The sequence below is a fragment of the Arthrobacter sp. AG367 genome, assembly GCF_007828995.1.
In the GTDB taxonomy this organism is placed as follows: Bacteria; Actinomycetota; Actinomycetes; order Actinomycetales; family Micrococcaceae; genus Arthrobacter.
The window spans coordinates 24257-38760 of the sequence record NZ_VIVE01000007.1; the positions used below are offsets into that span (position 1 = coordinate 24257).

Sequence of the window (14504 nt, forward strand, 5' to 3'; positions counted from 1 at the left end):
TTACAGCTGCTCGATGTCGATGCTGTTGATGGTGACGTCTTCAACCGGGCGGTCGCCCATGCCGGTGCGGACACCCTCAATGGCGTCGACGACTTTCCTGGATTCCTCGTCAGCCACTTCACCGAAGATGGTGTGCTTGCCCTGGAGCCAGTCAGTGGGAATGGTGGTGATGAAGAACTGTGAACCGTTGGTGCCCTTGCCCATCTGGATTCCCGCGTTGGCCATGGCGAGCTTGTAGGGCTGGTTGAAGCTCAGCTCCGGGTGGATTTCGTCGTCGAAGCGGTAGCCGGGGCCACCGGTTCCACGGCCCAGGGGGTCGCCCGCCTGGATCATGAAGTCCTTGATGATGCGGTGGAAGATGGTTCCGTTGTAGAGCGGGGTGCCGGTCTTGTCCTCGCCGGTTTCCGGGTGGGTCCATGCCTGTTCACCCGTGGCAAGGCCAACGAAGTTCTTGACAGTCTTGGGCGCGTGGTTGCCGAAGAGGTTAACCACGATGTCGCCGAGGCTGGTGTGGATGGTTGCTTTTGCAGTTGCGATGGCAGTCATAGGCCCCATTCTCCCATGTCGGTTATTTGCGGCCACGGCTGCGGGGGCAGTTCCGCGCTGGGTGAAATCCCCCTAAAATCCGCAGAGTGAATAGCCCGGGGTGATCTGGGCACGTAGGCTAGCGACAGAACCGTCACATTAATCGGGAGGTAGTTGTGAAGAAATCGGATCGTATTACCCGTGACCTTGAGCAGTCGGTCACCAGTGCGGTGGAAAATGCCAAGGATTGGGCGGCGCCGCGGGTGGAAGCTGCAGTGGACTGGGCTGTTCCCCGTCTCCAGCACGGCCTGGATACCGCTTCTCCCAAGATCCAGGAAGGTCTGAAGACGGCCGCGCACTCCCTGGCCGACGGTGTTGCCACCGTGACTCCCCGGATCCAGGACGGTCTGGCCCAGCTGGCCCCCAAGATCAATGACGTCGTCGAAGGCGCGTCACCCAGGCTGCACGAGGCTTTGGACAAAGCCACGCCCGTTGTCCTGAATGCGCGCGACCGGGTGGTGGTGGAATACCTGCCCAAGCTTTCGGACCAGATCGGCGTGGCATCCGGTGCAGTCCACCGCACCCTGGAAAACACTCCGGCACGGGTGGATGCCGTCGCACAGAAGCTGGGCGATGTGGGAATCATCCACGCCCTCCAGGAACAGGCCCAGGCAACCGGTGCACAGCTGAAGGCAGCCGCAGCAGGTGCCGGCCGTGCCGCTGAACTCCAGCTGGCCCAGCCCGAAAAGCCCAAGAAGCGCGGCTGGCTGGTCTTCGGAGTTGTTGCTGCTGCCGTTGCCGCCGGTGTCGCCGCGTGGAAGGCATCCAAGCCTGTGGAGGACCCCTGGAAGACTCCTTCACCGGTCACGCCGACTCCTGCCCCGGTGCCCGCCACCACTGTCAGTGATGTCAAGGAAAGCACGGCAAACGCTGCCGGCGGCGCTGCCTCTGCTGCCGGATCTGCCTCAGCCGCCGCAGCGGAGAAGGCAGGTGAGGCAGCGGACACGGCCACTGAAAAGTCCGCAGACGCCGCTGACAAGGCCAAGCACGTGGCCGCCGACACCTCGGAGGCTGCCAAGAGCACAGCCGATGACGCAAAGCCGGCCACGGAGACTGACAAGGGCAGCAGCCAGGCCTAGTTTTCCCGCAACGCACCAAGGGGCTCCGTTTCACCGCGGGGCCCCTTTTGCGTACCAGAGCCATTCCTCCCGCCGATTTTGCTGACTGCCCTCCACAGACTCCCGAGCCGCCGCAGAAGCGCGGCCACCGCATAAGGCAGGCGGTGGCCCGGGTGCTAGATTTGTAGTGATGCCAGCCAATCGACCCTCTGGGGATGCCTTGAACGACGCAGCCGAACAGCTCCGCGTGTCCATCGTCATCCCGGCATACAACGAGGAAAGCGTGATCAGGCAGTGCCTCATCGCTGCCATCTACCAGTCCGTTCCCGCCCACGAGATCATCGTGGTGGACAACCTCTCCAAAGACCGCACTGCCGACATTGTCCGCCAGATGCAGCTTGAGTACCCGGAAAGTCCCATCATCCTGCTGAGCCAGGACCGGGAGCAGGGACTGATCCCCACCCGGAACTTCGGTCTGGACAGCGCCACCGGGGACATCCTGGGTCGCATTGACGCGGACTCCATCGTGGAGCCGGACTGGGTTGAGCAGGTCCAGAAGGCTTTCGCTGACTGGTCCGTCCAGGCTGCCACGGGCCCTGTGGTGTACTACGACATGCCGATGCGCCGCTTTGGGCTCAAGGCCGACGATAAAATGCGCCAGCTGATGCTCAAGCTGGCCAAGCACCAGTACCATTTCCTGTTCGGCTCCAATATGGCCCTGCGGGCCAGTGCCTGGGAGACCATCCGCTCCGAGACCTGCCGCGACGAAAAGGACGAAATGCACGAGGACATCGATTTGTCCCTGCACCTGGCCGATCATGAGCTTCCGGTACGGTACTGGCCACAAATGGTGTCCGGGATGTCGGCACGCCGGCTGGAGGATTCCCCGCGCGACTACCGCTACTACGTCACCCGTTTTGACCGGACCTATAAAGCCCACAATGTCAGGAAGATGGCGTTGAAGGCCCCCATGGTGGTCTTCTTCTCGGTATATTTCCCGGCCAAGCTCCTCCGGGCCATCCACACGGTCAACACAGCCCAGCCCGTGCGCCGCGGCGGGCAGTAGCTCAGTCCGTCCCTAACTCCGCGAGCCGGTCCGGCGGCGGGGCCGTTCCGCGCCGCGTTGCCATTGCGGCCCTCTGGCCCAGGACCACGACGGCGAGTCCAGCCAGGATCAGGCCGAGTCCGGCGTACGTGCCGGCCGGCAGGGTCTCGTGCAGGAATACGGCAGCCAGCAGCGCTGCCCCGGGGATCTCCAGGAGGATGATCATGGAGACGATGAGCGGGCTCATGGTGGCCAGCAGGTGGTTGAATGCGGTGTGGCCCACCAGCTGCGCACAGACGGTGATGGCTGCGATTCCCAGCCAGCCTGCGGGCTCGAACCCGGCCAGGGGTTGGCCGGCGAACAGCGCCAGTCCTGCCACGAGGGCGGCGCACATCCCGTAGCAAAGCGTGGTGTAGGTTCCGGTGGTCATGCTTTGCCGCGCCTTGCCCCCGGCCAGGGTGTAGAGGCCTGCCAGTGCCCCACCGGCCACCGCCAGCAGGTCTCCCGTGAGTGCCTGCGGTGAGGTTCCGAGGTCGAAGCCGGTGATGGCAACGACCCCGCCGAAGGCGATGCCCAGACCGGCCAGGACCTGCCAGCGGTGCCGGGTGCCGCGGAAGAGCTGGAGGACCGCAATCCAGGCCGACTGCAGGCAGACCAGGGCTGTTGCAGCGGCTACGGAGGTGAGCTGCAGGGAAGTGATGAAGCAGGCAAAGTGCAGTGCGAGGGCGACCGCGGCCAGGGACGACCAGCCGAACTCGCGGCGGGAAATCCTGCCGAACTGGCGGGGCTCCCGGACCAGGGTGGGCGTGGCCATGACGGCCGCTCCGATGGCGTTCCGCCAAAAGGCAATGGCCAGGGCGCTGACGCTGGTTGCGCCAAGTGTGGCCGCTATCAGGGGGCCCGATGAGGCGACGCCGAGAACGCCGAGGGCCGCGATGATCAGATTCACGGCAACCCCCTGAAGCTCGTCCCTGACAGAGATGGAAAGCGAAAAGTCCCGGCCAGCGTTTCCGCTGACCGGGACTTCCTTATGGTGGAGGCACGGGGACTCGAACCCCGAACCCCCTGCTTGCAAAGCAGGTGCGCTACCAATTGCGCCATGCCCCCATAAGAAGCAACCCGTCAATCATACCCTAGAACCGTGGAGCCCCTGACAGGCTCCCGGTGCGGGCTCCCGGGCTAATCCACCGTATCGGTTGACTTGCTCCAGACTGTTTTCCGGGCTTCGGATTCCTGTGCTTTCCGGTAGACCAGGATGCCTGCGATTGCCGCTGCCAGTACAAGCAACTTCTTCACATGCTCCCCGTTCCAGCCAGGTAATGGATGAATCCATCCCTGACCCTTGTTTGAAACCTGCACAGGTTCCGTGGGCGTACCAGGACTTGAACCTGGGACCTCTTCGTTATCAGCGAAGCGCTCTAACCGCCTGAGCTATACGCCCCGATCCCTCATCGGGCCGAGACATGACTTTACAGCACACCCCGGCCCGATCTCAAATCGGGCCTTTCCGCCGGTTTTGGGCCGGCGGAAATGGCTTCCTAGTCGTCGGTGAGGGTAACGCCAATGCCGCCCACCAGGGTGGCAGAAATGTTGTAGAGGACAGCTGACAGCATGGACAGCGCCGTCAACAGGACGACGTTGACCACGGCAATGATGGTGGCGAACGAGGCGACCTGTCCCAGTGAGGCCACCTTCTTCAGTTCGAAGCCGCCGCTTTCAGAACCTGCGAGCGTACCGAGCAGGCTGTCCACCTGGTCGAAGATCCCGGTCAGGTCCAGGACAGTCCAGAGGACAATGGCGGCCACCACGGTAACGATTCCCAGGGCCACGGAGAGCAGGAACGCCATCTTCAGGACGGACCACGGGTCCACCTTGCTGATCAGAAGACGGGCCCGGCGGACCTTGGCCTTCGGCGCCGGCTTGACCAGGCCGGGCGTCCCCTGGCCCGGGGCCCCTTGGGCGGGACGCTGCCCCGCCGGTGCCGGGCGCTGCCCCTGAGGGCCCTGGAAGGGGCGCTGGCCGGGCTGCGCGGGACGGTCTCCCTGCTGCGGCCGCTGGCCCGGGACAGCAGGTCGCTGGCCGGGAGCGCCGGCAGGGGCTGCCGGCCGCTGCTGCGGACGTACGGGGGCGTTCACGCGGGGAGCCCCTGCAGGCCGGTTCCCGTCGGGAACAGTACTGTTCGGCTTGGGAAATGAGTCGGAATTACTCACTCGTTACCTCCGTGTTGTCTTCGTTCGGCTCAGCGTCGCCCGAGGCGTCCTCTGACTCAACGGCCGGTGATTCTTCTACCACTGCTGGCTCGGCGGATTCCCCAGCGGTCCCGCCATCTTCAGCCAACGTTACGTCATCCCCCGAGGATTCCTCGTCCTCAAGACCGCGTTCGCTGTTGCGTGCCACCTCAATGATCCGGTCGTTCTTGTCCGGCTTGGCGAAGATGACGCCCATGGTGTCACGGCCCTTGGCCGGGACACCGGCAACGGAGGAGCGGACAACCTTGCCGCCCTCCATGACCACCAGGACTTCATCCTCCTCCTGGACAATGAGCGCCCCCACGAGGTGCCCGCGCTCTTCCTGGTACTTGCCCACCTTGATGCCCAGGCCGCCGCGGCCCTGGAGGCGGTATTCCTCCACGGCCGTACGCTTGGCGTAGCCGCCCTCAGTTACGACGAACACGAATGAGCCGTCGGTGACCACGTCGGCAGCCAGGAGTTCATCGTCCTCACGGAACTTCATGCCGGTCACACCCGAGGTGGCACGTCCCATGGGGCGCAGCGCGTCGTCCGTAGCGGTGAAGCGGATGGACTGGCCCTTGCGGGACACCAGGAAGAGGTCGTCGGTTTCCGACACAAGCTGGGCGGAGACCAGTTCATCGCCGTCGCGCAGGTTGATGGCGATTACGCCTGCGGAACGGTTGGTGTCATAGTCCTCCAGCCTGGTCTTCTTCACCAGGCCCCTCTTGGTGGCCAGGACCAGGTACGGCGCCTGCTGGTAGTCCTTCAGGTCAAGGACCTGGGCAATGTACTCATCCGGCTGGAATGCCAGCAGGTTGGCCACGTGCTGGCCCTTGGCATCCCGGCCCGCTTCCATCAACTCGTACGCCTTGGCACGGTAGACCCGGCCCAGGTTGGTGAAGAACAACAGCCAGTGGTGGGTGGTGGTCACGAAGAAGTGTTCCACTACATCGTCACCCCGAAGCTGGGCACCCTTGATACCCTTGCCACCGCGCTGCTGCGACCGGTAGTTGTCGCTGCGGGTGCGCTTGACGTAGCCGCCGCGGGTGATGGTGACCACCATCTCCTCTTCGGGGATGAGGTCCTCCATGGACATGTCGCCATCAAAGCCCATCAGGATCTTGGTCCGGCGGTCGTCACCGTGCTTGTCAACGATTTCGCCCAGTTCGACGCTGATGATCTCGCGCTGGCGCTGCTCGGAGCCCAGGATCGCGTTGTACTCCTCGATCAGGGCTTCAAGTTCGGCGTGCCGGTCCTGGATCTTTTGGCGTTCCAGGGCGGCCAGGCGCCGCAGCTGCATGTCCAGGATGGCCCGGGCCTGCAGCTCGTCGATATCCAGCAGTTCCATCAATCCGTCGCGTGCGGCTTCGGTGGTGTTGGAGGCACGGATCAGGGCAATGACCTCGTCCAGCATGTCCAGTGCCTTAAGGAGGGCACGGAGGATGTGGGCTTCCTCTTCCGCCTTGCGCAGGCGGTAACGGGTACGGCGCGCAATGACGTCCATCTGGTGGGTTACCCAGTGCCGGATGAACGCATCGAGGCTGAGTGTCCGCGGAACGCCGTCCACGATGGCGAGCATGTTGGCGGAGAAGTTGCTCTGCAGCTCTGTGTGTTTGTAAAGGTTGTTGAGCACCACCTTGGGCACTGCATCGCGCTTGAGGACGATCACCAGGCGCTGGCCGGTGCGGCCGGAGGTTTCGTCCCGGAGGTCGGCGATGCCTGAGATCTTGCCGTCCTTGACCAGTTCGGCGATCTTGATGGCCAGGTTGTCAGGGTTGGCCTGGTACGGGAGCTCCGTGACCACCAGGCAGGTGCGGCCCTGCAGTTCCTCAACCGCAACCACTGCGCGCATGGTGACCGAACCGCGGCCGGTCCGGTAGGCGTCCTCGATGCCCTTGTGGCCCAGGATGGTGGCGCCGGTTGGGAAGTCGGGGCCCTTGACCCGCACCAGCAGTTCCTCGAGCAGTTCTTCCCGGGTGGCGCCGGGGTTGGCCAGGTACCACTGCACGCCGTCGGCAACTTCCCGGAGGTTGTGCGGCGGGATGTTGGTGGCCATGCCAACGGCAATGCCCGAGGAGCCATTCACCAGCAGGTTGGGGAACCTTGCCGGCAGGATGGTGGGTTCCTGGTTCTTGCCGTCGTAGTTGTCCTGGAAGTCGACGGTTTCCTCGTCGATATCCCGGACCATTTCCATGGCGAGCGGTGCCATCTTGGTTTCGGTGTACCGGGGTGCCGCTGCGCCGTCGTTGCCGGGCGAACCGAAGTTGCCCTGGCCAAGGGCCAGCGGGTAGCGCATGGTCCAGTCCTGGATGAGGCGGACCAGGGCGTCGTAGATGGCGGTGTCGCCATGCGGGTGGTACTGGCCCATGACCTCGCCCACCACGCGGGCGCACTTGTTGAAGGACCGGTCGGGGCGGTAGCCGCCGTCGAACATCGCGTACAGGACTCGGCGGTGCACGGGCTTGAGGCCGTCACGGACGTCCGGAAGGGCACGGCCCACGATGACGGCCATGGCGTAGTCCAGGTAGGAACGCTGCATTTCGGTCTGCAGGTCCACCTGTTCCACACGGTCGATCAGCACGTCGCCTTCAGGAACGGTGTCCGGAGTCCCGGCCTCGGGGGCGGGAATCTCGGGGGTTTCGTCGCTCATTCTTTATTTTCCGTTTCAGGTATATGTCTGGTTCTGAATACTTTGGAGCGGGTCCTTAGATGTCCAGGAACCTGACGTCCTTGGCGTTCTGCTGGATGAAGTTGCGGCGTGATTCCACGTCTTCGCCCATGAGGACGGAGAAGATCTGGTCGGCGGCAAGGGCATCGTCCATGGTCACCTGCAGCAGCGTGCGGTGGTCGGGATCCATGGTGGTGTCCCACAGCTCGGTGTAGTCCATCTCGCCCAGGCCCTTGTAGCGCTGGATGCCGTTATCCTTGGGGATGCGGCGGCCGGCGGCCTGTCCCGCCACCAGCTTGGCGTCGCGTTCGCGGTCGCTGTAGACGTAGTCATGCGGCGCGTTGGACCATTTGATCCGGTACAGCGGCGGCTGCGCCAGGTACACGTAGCCGTTCTCGATCAGGGGACGCATGTAGCGGAACAGCAGGGTCATCAGCAGGGTGGTGATGTGCTGGCCATCCACGTCGGCATCTGCCATGAGCACAATCTTGTGGTACCGCAGCTTGGCGAGGTCGAAGTCCTCACCGATGCCGGTTCCGAAGGCGGTGATCATGGACTGGACCTCCGCGTTGCCCAGGGCCTTGTCCAGGCGCGCGCGTTCCACGTTCAGGATCTTGCCGCGCAGCGGCAGGATGGCCTGTGTCTCGGGGTTGCGGCCGCGCTTGGCGGAACCACCGGCGGAGTCACCCTCCACGATGTAGACCTCGCACTTTTCCGGATCCTTGGAGGAGCAGTCGGAAAGCTTGCCAGGCATGCCAAAGGACTCCAGCGGGCTCTTGCGCCGGGCGTTGTCCCGGGCCTTGCGCGCTGCCATCCTTGCCTGGGCGGCGGAGATCGCCTTGCGGATGACGTCGCGGGCGGGGCCTGGGTTGCGCTCCAGCCAGTCGCCCAGGCCGTCGGTGACAACGCGCTGGACGAAGCCCTTGACCTCGGAGTTGCCCAGCTTGGTTTTGGTCTGGCCTTCGAACTGGGGTTCAGCCAGTTTGACGGAGATGACGGCGGTGAGGCCCTCACGGATGTCGTCACCCGTGAGGTTGTCTTCCTTCTCCTTGATGATGCCCTTCTCCCGGGCGTACCGGTTGATGAGGGATGTCAGGGCAGCGCGGAAACCTTCTTCGTGGGTGCCGCCCTCGTGGGTGTTGATGGTGTTGGCGTAGGTGTGCACGCTCTCGGAGTACGCGCTGGTCCACTGCATGGCCATTTCCAGGGCGATGCGGCGTTCCGTGTCCTCGGTTTCGAAGGCGATGACGTCTTCGTGGACAACCTCCACCTTCTTGCCCGAGTTCAGGTGCTTGACGTAGTCCAGCAGGCCTTCGTCGTACTGGTACACCACTGTGCGGTGCTCTGCGCTGACCTCACCCTCGGTGCTGAGGTCGTCGAGGTCCAGGTCGCCGTCCGAGTCGTCGGCTGCCGTGCGCTCGTCCGTCAAGGTGATACGCAGGCCCTTGTTCAGGAAGGCCATCTGCTGGAAACGGGCGCGGAGCGTCTCGAAATCGAACTCGGTGGATTCAAAGATCGCAGGATCGGGGTAGAAGGTCTGGGTGGTGCCGGTGGCGTCCGTCTCCTCGCCCTTCACCAGGCTGCCCTGGGGCTTGCCGCCGTCGGCAAACGACATCCGCCATACGTGCCCCTGGCGCCGCACTTCGGTGTCCACGCGGCTGGAGAGGGCGTTGACCACGGAAATGCCGACACCGTGCAGGCCACCGGAGACGGCATAACCGCCGCCGCCGAACTTGCCGCCGGCGTGCAGGATGGTCATGACCACCTCGACGGTGGGCTTATGTTCAGTGGGGTGCATGTCCACGGGAATGCCGCGTCCGTCGTCCACCACCTTCACGCCGCCGTCGGCCTGAAGGACCACCTCGATATGGCTGCAGTAGCCGGCCAGCGCCTCATCCACCGAGTTGTCCACCACTTCATAGACCAGGTGGTGCAGGCCGCGGGGCCCTGTGGAGCCGATGTACATGCCGGGACGCTTGCGGACAGCTTCGAGGCCTTCAAGCACAGTGATATCGCTGGCGCCGTATTCCCTTTGGGTGCTGGGCGCAGCCGGGGTATCAGGGGTGCGGCCATCCTCGACTGCTGTATCTGCTGCCAGAATATCTGTATTGTCGTTAGCCACAGGCGCTGCGACTCCTCTGTTCTCGATGATGGCCGGCCGGTTTCTTTTCCCAGGGAAAAGCCACCCGCCAACAGGCACAAACTTATGGCGCCGGTGACTTGTTGACGGTTTGTGCTCCACGCTCCGCACGCGGATAGCGCGCGGAGAACGGACTGGTGTCAACGTTTCATCCGCGCCCAGTTATCTGCATCGATTCTACCGCGAACAGGTCCAGATCCCTGCATTCGGAGGGCCTTCGCCGCCAGTGAACATGGCCCTCCGAGGCTCTGGGTCCCGCCTAGGGCGGCCCCGCGGTACGCCCTCCGGGTGCCTATACACGCTGCGGTCCTTACAGCGCCCTACACGCCCTCGGGCGCAGTTTCAAGAGCTGGGTGCCGGCTATCCGTACGTGTCCCGCGGCCCACGGCCGTTGACGCTGCGTCCACCCTTGCGCCAGCTGGGTGCCGAGGGGCCGAGTACCTGGATGCTGGTCACCACGCCGTCGCCCAGTTCCCGGCGGAATTTATCGAGGAGGCTGCTGCTCAAAAGCCGCAGCTGCGTGGCCCAGGCAGTGGAATCACACCGCACGTGGAGTGTGGTGTCGGTAAAGCTTTCGGGAGTGCAGTGGGCCGAGATTTCCGGCCCCACCAGTGTGGCCCACTCCGCCATGACGGAACCGACGGCCACCGGTGACGTCCAGCCGCGCTCTGCCACCAGCCGGCCAACAACTTTTCCCAGGCCCAGGGGGTCGCGGCCCGTGGAGTGGAACTGGCTGAAGCCGCGCGTGTCACGGATACCGCCCTTGGCCTTCTGCGAACCAGGCCGGGCCACCCTGCGCCGGACTTCACCGCGCGCGGCCGCGGCTTCGCGCATCCGGTTCAGCGCAGCCTGCGGGGCATCGATGTTGTCAGGCTCGCGGCCGGGCTGCGGCCCGCCGCCCTGCTCAGTGCTCATCGATACCTCCCGGGATGACCTTCACCCGCCGCCCGGACAGCTCTTCCGGAATATCGGCGTCGACGGCGGCGGTCACCAGGACCTGTTCCGCGCCGGAGACTATTGCCGCCAGTTTACGCCGCCGCTGGACATCAAGTTCGGCAAACACATCGTCCAGGATGAGGATGGGCGCCGAGCCTCCGGTCCGGGCATCGTCCAGCATCACGTAGTACGAGGCCAGCCGGAGCGACAGGCACATGGACCATGTTTCCCCATGCGAGGCATACCCCTTGGCCGGCGCTTGGCCCAGCATCAGCTCCAGTTCGTCACGGTGCGGCCCGACCAGCGATATGCCCCGTTCCAGTTCCTTCTTCCGCGACTCCGCAAAGGCCTGGACATACCGTTCCGTGAGTTGTTCCACCGAGAGAAGTCGCAGGTCATCCTGCCCGTCCGAAGTACCCCCGGCAGCGGCGCGCTGCACGCCGCCGGCCGGGACGCCGTCGTCGTCCATTTGGTTCTGGAGCGTTGAACGGTAGGTGGCGTCGGCGGGCTTGGTGGCGTCCGTGAGCTCAGCATAGGCGCGGGCCAGGTGCGGGCGGAGCCGTTCCACCAGCTCCAGCCGGGCGTGCAACAGTTCCGCACCGGCGCGGGCCATGTGCTGGTCCCAAACGTCGAGGGTGGATTCATGCGCTGCGGTGAATTTTCCGGCGCGGGCCGATTTCAGCAGGGCATTGCGCTGTTTCAGGACACGGTCGTAGTCACTGCGGGTGGCGGCATGATGCGGAATAAGGCTGGCCAGCAGCTCATCAAGGAAGCGGCGGCGGTTGGACGGATCGCCCTTGACCAATGCCAGGTCTTCCGGCGCGAACAGGACGGTCTGGCAGATGCCGAGAAGATCGCGGGCACGGACCGGGTTGCTGCGGTTGATGCGGCCACGGTTGGCGCGGCCGGCATTGATTTCCAGCTCGAGGACCGTGACCTGGGTTCCGCGGACCAGCCGGGCACGCACCAGGGCACGCTCCGTGCCGAACCGCAGCAGCGGCGCATCGGAACTCACCCGGTGCGAGCTGAGCGTGGCCAGGTAGCCGATGGCCTCCATGAGGTTGGTCTTGCCGATGCCGTTGTATCCCACCAGGACGGTGACGCCCGGGCCCAGGGCAAGGTCAACCTGGGCGTAACTGCGGAAGTCGGTCAGTGAAAGGTGTTCCAGGTACACGCGGTTTTCGGCAATTCTGGGAACGCTGCTGGTTCCCGGTGGGTGCTACTTGGCGGGACGGGTTGCGTGGCCGCCAAACTGGTGGCGGAGCGCGGAAACCATCTTCATGGCAGGAGAGGTGTCTTCGCGCGATGCGAACCGGGCGAACAGCGCGGCGGTGATGGCCGGAGCGGGCACTGCGTTGGCAATGGCCTCTTCCACGGTCCATCGGCCCTCGCCCGAGTCCTCCACGTAGTCGTCGATCGAGGACAGTCCCGGGTCCTCGTCAAGTGCCTTGACCATGAGGTCCAGCAGCCACGAGCGGACCACCGTTCCCTTCTGCCATGCCCGGAAGGTGCCGGGCAGGTCGGTGACGATGTCCTTGGCCGCGAGTAGTTCGTAGCCTTCGGCATATGCCTGCATCAGGCCGTACTCGATTCCGTTGTGGACCATCTTGGCGTAATGGCCGGCACCGATGCCGCCCACGTGGACGAAACTGTCCGCCCGTTCGCCCTCGGGGCGCAGGGCGTCAAAGACGGGCAGTGCGCGTTCGATGTCGGCGGCGTCACCGCCGGCCATCAGTCCATAGCCGTTCTGCAGGCCCCAGACTCCGCCCGAGACGCCGCAGTCCGCAAAGCGGATCCCCTTGGCGGCAAGCAGTTCGCCGTGTTTCTGGTCTTCGGTGAACCGGGAGTTCCCGCCGTCGATGACCAGGTCGCCCTGTTCCAGTTTTTCACTGAGTTCGCTGATTACCGCGTCCGTGATGGCCCCCGACGGCACCATCACCCAAATAATCCTGGGCACCGGGACGGCAGCGATCAGGTCATCGACGCTGGCGGCATCAGTGACGTCCGGGTTCCGGTCATAGCCGGTGACCTCCACGCCACCTTTGCGCAGCCGCTCGCGCATGTTGAATCCCATTTTGCCAAGGCCAATCAGTCCAATGTGCATTATGCGGGTTCTCTTTTCTGCGCTGGTGGGGGATGTGTAGCCCAACTGCGTGCGCCCACGCCGCCAGGGTTCCGTGGCCGGGCTTGCGGGGCGGGGGTGGCGGCCGATGGGGACTAGTTGGGAAGGCGGACCGGCATCACCAGGTAGCGGTAGTCATCCTGGTCCTCGCCGTCGGCGTCTGCCTGGGCCGTGATCATGGCCGGCTTGGGCGCCGTGGTGAAGGAGAAACGGACGAACTTGGTCTCAATGACGCTGAGGCCTTCAATCAGGTAATGCGGGTTGAAGGCAACCGTGATGTCGTCACCGGAAAGCTGGGCCTCCAGCTCCTCGGAGGCTTGGGCGTCCTCACCGGTGCCTGCGTCCAGGTTCAGCAGGCCTGAGGTGAAAGCAAGCCGGACCGGGGTGTTGCGTTCGGCCACGAGCGAGACGCGCCGGACGGCCTCCACCAGTTCCTGCGTCTGGACGGTGGCGTGGATGGGCGTGGACTCCGGGAACAGCGAACGGATTTTCGGGTAGTCACCGTCCACCAGCAGTGACGTTGTGGTGCGGCCGCCGCTTTCGAAGCCGATAAGCCGGCTGTCGTCGTCGGACAGGGCCAGGTTGATGTCACCGCTGTTGCCCAGCGTCTTGGCCACCTCGTTGAGGGTCTTGGCCTTGACCAGGGCACTGGTGGAGATGCCCGGGGTAACCGGCTTCCACGGTACTTCGCGCATGGCGAGCCGGTACCGGTCCGTTGCCAGAAGCGTTATCAGGTCGTCTTCGATCTCCATCCGCACGCCGGTGAGGATGGGGAGGGTGTCGTCCTTGCTCGCAGCGATGATGACCTGGGAAACGGCCTGGGCAAAGGCGTCGCCCGGAACGGTTCCACTGATGGCCGGCAGGGCAGGCAGCGGGGGGTACTCGGCTTCGGGCATGGTGGCCAGGTGGAAGCTGCTTCGGCGGCAGGTGAGCGTGACTTTGTTGCCATCCGTTTCGACATCCACCGGAGCGGAAGGCAGGCTGCGGCAGATGTCGGCGAGCAGGCGGCCCGACACGAGGATGGTTCCTTCGTCCCTGATGTCCGCCGTGATTTCAAGCCGTGCCGAGGTCTCGTAATCGAAGCTGGAGAGGCTGACCGTTCCCGCTTCAGCCTTCAACAGCAGGCCGGAGAGGACAGGCACCGGCGGCCGCGGAGACAACGAGCGGGCTGTCCAGGTGACGGCTTCTGCCAGGACGTCCCGATCGACTCTGAACTTCACGGAAGGGTGCCGCCTTTCATTGCTGCTGCCAGGTAAACCCGGGAATTTCGCAGGGAAACTCCGGAAGAAGTGGGGCGCACCCTGGCTGGTGCATGGTTCGTCGAGCTCGCAACCACGCAGAAACCCAGGGATGGGAGCGCTGCTGACAGCTTAGCCGGAAGATCCTCGATTAACCCATCCCCCGGTGTACAGCCCGGCCCGCTTTGGGGCCGGCAGGCCCCCTCGCCGGGCGTCCGGATCGATCTTGTTGTTTGAGGGAATTCAATTTTTTGGGATTCGTAGTGTTAATAACTGCTGTGGAAACTGTGGATAACCCTGTCCTGCCCCACCGTTCCGCGGTTAAGGCCTGTTCACGGACTGTGCGTTAACTGGGTTTTAAACAGGGTGTGGATGGGGACAACGTGAAGGCCGGTTTTTAACGATCCACAGACGGCTTAAGGGTTTTAAGCCCATTAACCGCGCTTGTCCCCTTAACTATCCACAGGCTTATCCACATGCC

General features: G+C 64.2%; 12 protein-coding genes and 2 tRNA genes. 2 read left to right on the forward strand and 12 right to left on the reverse strand.

The features are described from left to right. Positions 1-546, reverse strand: a complete 546-nt coding sequence (locus FB478_RS16370; protein WP_018769888.1) for a peptidylprolyl isomerase — start codon at positions 544-546, stop codon at positions 1-3. A 155-nt stretch (positions 547-701) separates the two neighbouring features. Between FB478_RS16370 and FB478_RS16375 the strand changes: the two genes are divergently transcribed. Both FB478_RS16375 and FB478_RS16380 read left to right on the forward strand, forming a co-directional pair. After that, the gene (locus tag FB478_RS16375) at positions 702-1664 is read left to right on the forward strand and encodes a hypothetical protein (RefSeq protein ID WP_144601133.1); all 963 of its coding nucleotides are present in this window, start codon (positions 702-704) and stop codon (positions 1662-1664) included. Between the two features lie 169 nt (positions 1665-1833). Next, positions 1834-2709 (forward strand): glycosyltransferase family 2 protein, encoded by an 876-nt coding sequence (locus tag FB478_RS16380; protein ID WP_026265863.1) that lies wholly within the window; start codon positions 1834-1836, stop codon positions 2707-2709. 1 nt (position 2710) lies between these two features. On the opposite strand, the gene FB478_RS16385 is transcribed toward FB478_RS16380, so the two are convergent. The 11 genes from FB478_RS16385 to dnaN form a co-directional block, all read right to left on the reverse strand. Then, positions 2711-3637: a DMT family transporter gene (locus tag FB478_RS16385; protein WP_134164849.1), complete on the reverse strand. Its 927-nt coding sequence runs from the start codon at positions 3635-3637 to the stop codon at positions 2711-2713. 82 nt (positions 3638-3719) lie between these two features. After that, positions 3720-3795: transfer RNA gene (locus FB478_RS16390), tRNA-Ala, on the reverse strand. Positions 3796-3867: 72 nt separating this feature from the next. Further along, positions 3868-4047 (reverse strand): DLW-39 family protein, encoded by a 180-nt coding sequence (locus FB478_RS21245; RefSeq protein WP_395858355.1) that lies wholly within the window; start codon positions 4045-4047, stop codon positions 3868-3870. 8 nt (positions 4048-4055) lie between these two features. Continuing rightward, a tRNA-Ile gene (locus FB478_RS16395) sits at positions 4056-4129 on the reverse strand. A gap of 97 nt (positions 4130-4226) precedes the next feature. After that, on the reverse strand, positions 4227-4898 hold the full coding sequence (locus tag FB478_RS16400) for a DUF3566 domain-containing protein (RefSeq protein ID WP_026265862.1): 672 nt from the start codon (positions 4896-4898) through the stop codon (positions 4227-4229). Further along, positions 4891-7569, reverse strand: coding sequence for a DNA gyrase subunit A (gene gyrA, locus FB478_RS16405; RefSeq protein WP_144601134.1), 2679 nt, complete (start codon positions 7567-7569; stop codon positions 4891-4893). Before gyrA ends, FB478_RS16400 begins: the two co-directional genes overlap by 8 nt. A gap of 55 nt (positions 7570-7624) precedes the next feature. Beyond that, a complete protein-coding gene (gyrB, locus tag FB478_RS16410; RefSeq protein WP_026265861.1) occupies positions 7625-9709 on the reverse strand; it encodes a DNA topoisomerase (ATP-hydrolyzing) subunit B in 2085 nt (694 codons plus the stop codon). Positions 9710-10087: 378 nt separating this feature from the next. Next, complete coding sequence (locus FB478_RS16415; protein WP_018769880.1) at positions 10088-10642, reverse strand: DUF721 domain-containing protein; 555 nt, start codon at positions 10640-10642, stop codon at positions 10088-10090. Then, positions 10632-11837, reverse strand: coding sequence for a DNA replication/repair protein RecF (gene recF, locus FB478_RS16420; RefSeq protein ID WP_144601135.1), 1206 nt, complete (start codon positions 11835-11837; stop codon positions 10632-10634). The genes FB478_RS16415 and recF overlap by 11 nt, the downstream gene beginning before the upstream one ends. A gap of 45 nt (positions 11838-11882) precedes the next feature. Beyond that, a complete protein-coding gene (gene gnd, locus FB478_RS16425) occupies positions 11883-12767 on the reverse strand; it encodes a phosphogluconate dehydrogenase (NAD(+)-dependent, decarboxylating) (RefSeq protein WP_018769878.1) in 885 nt (294 codons plus the stop codon). Positions 12768-12880: 113 nt separating this feature from the next. Beyond that, entirely contained in the window at positions 12881-14005 is a 1125-nt protein-coding gene (gene dnaN, locus FB478_RS16430; protein WP_018769877.1) for a DNA polymerase III subunit beta, read from the reverse strand. Positions 14006-14504: the final 499 nt, after the last annotated feature.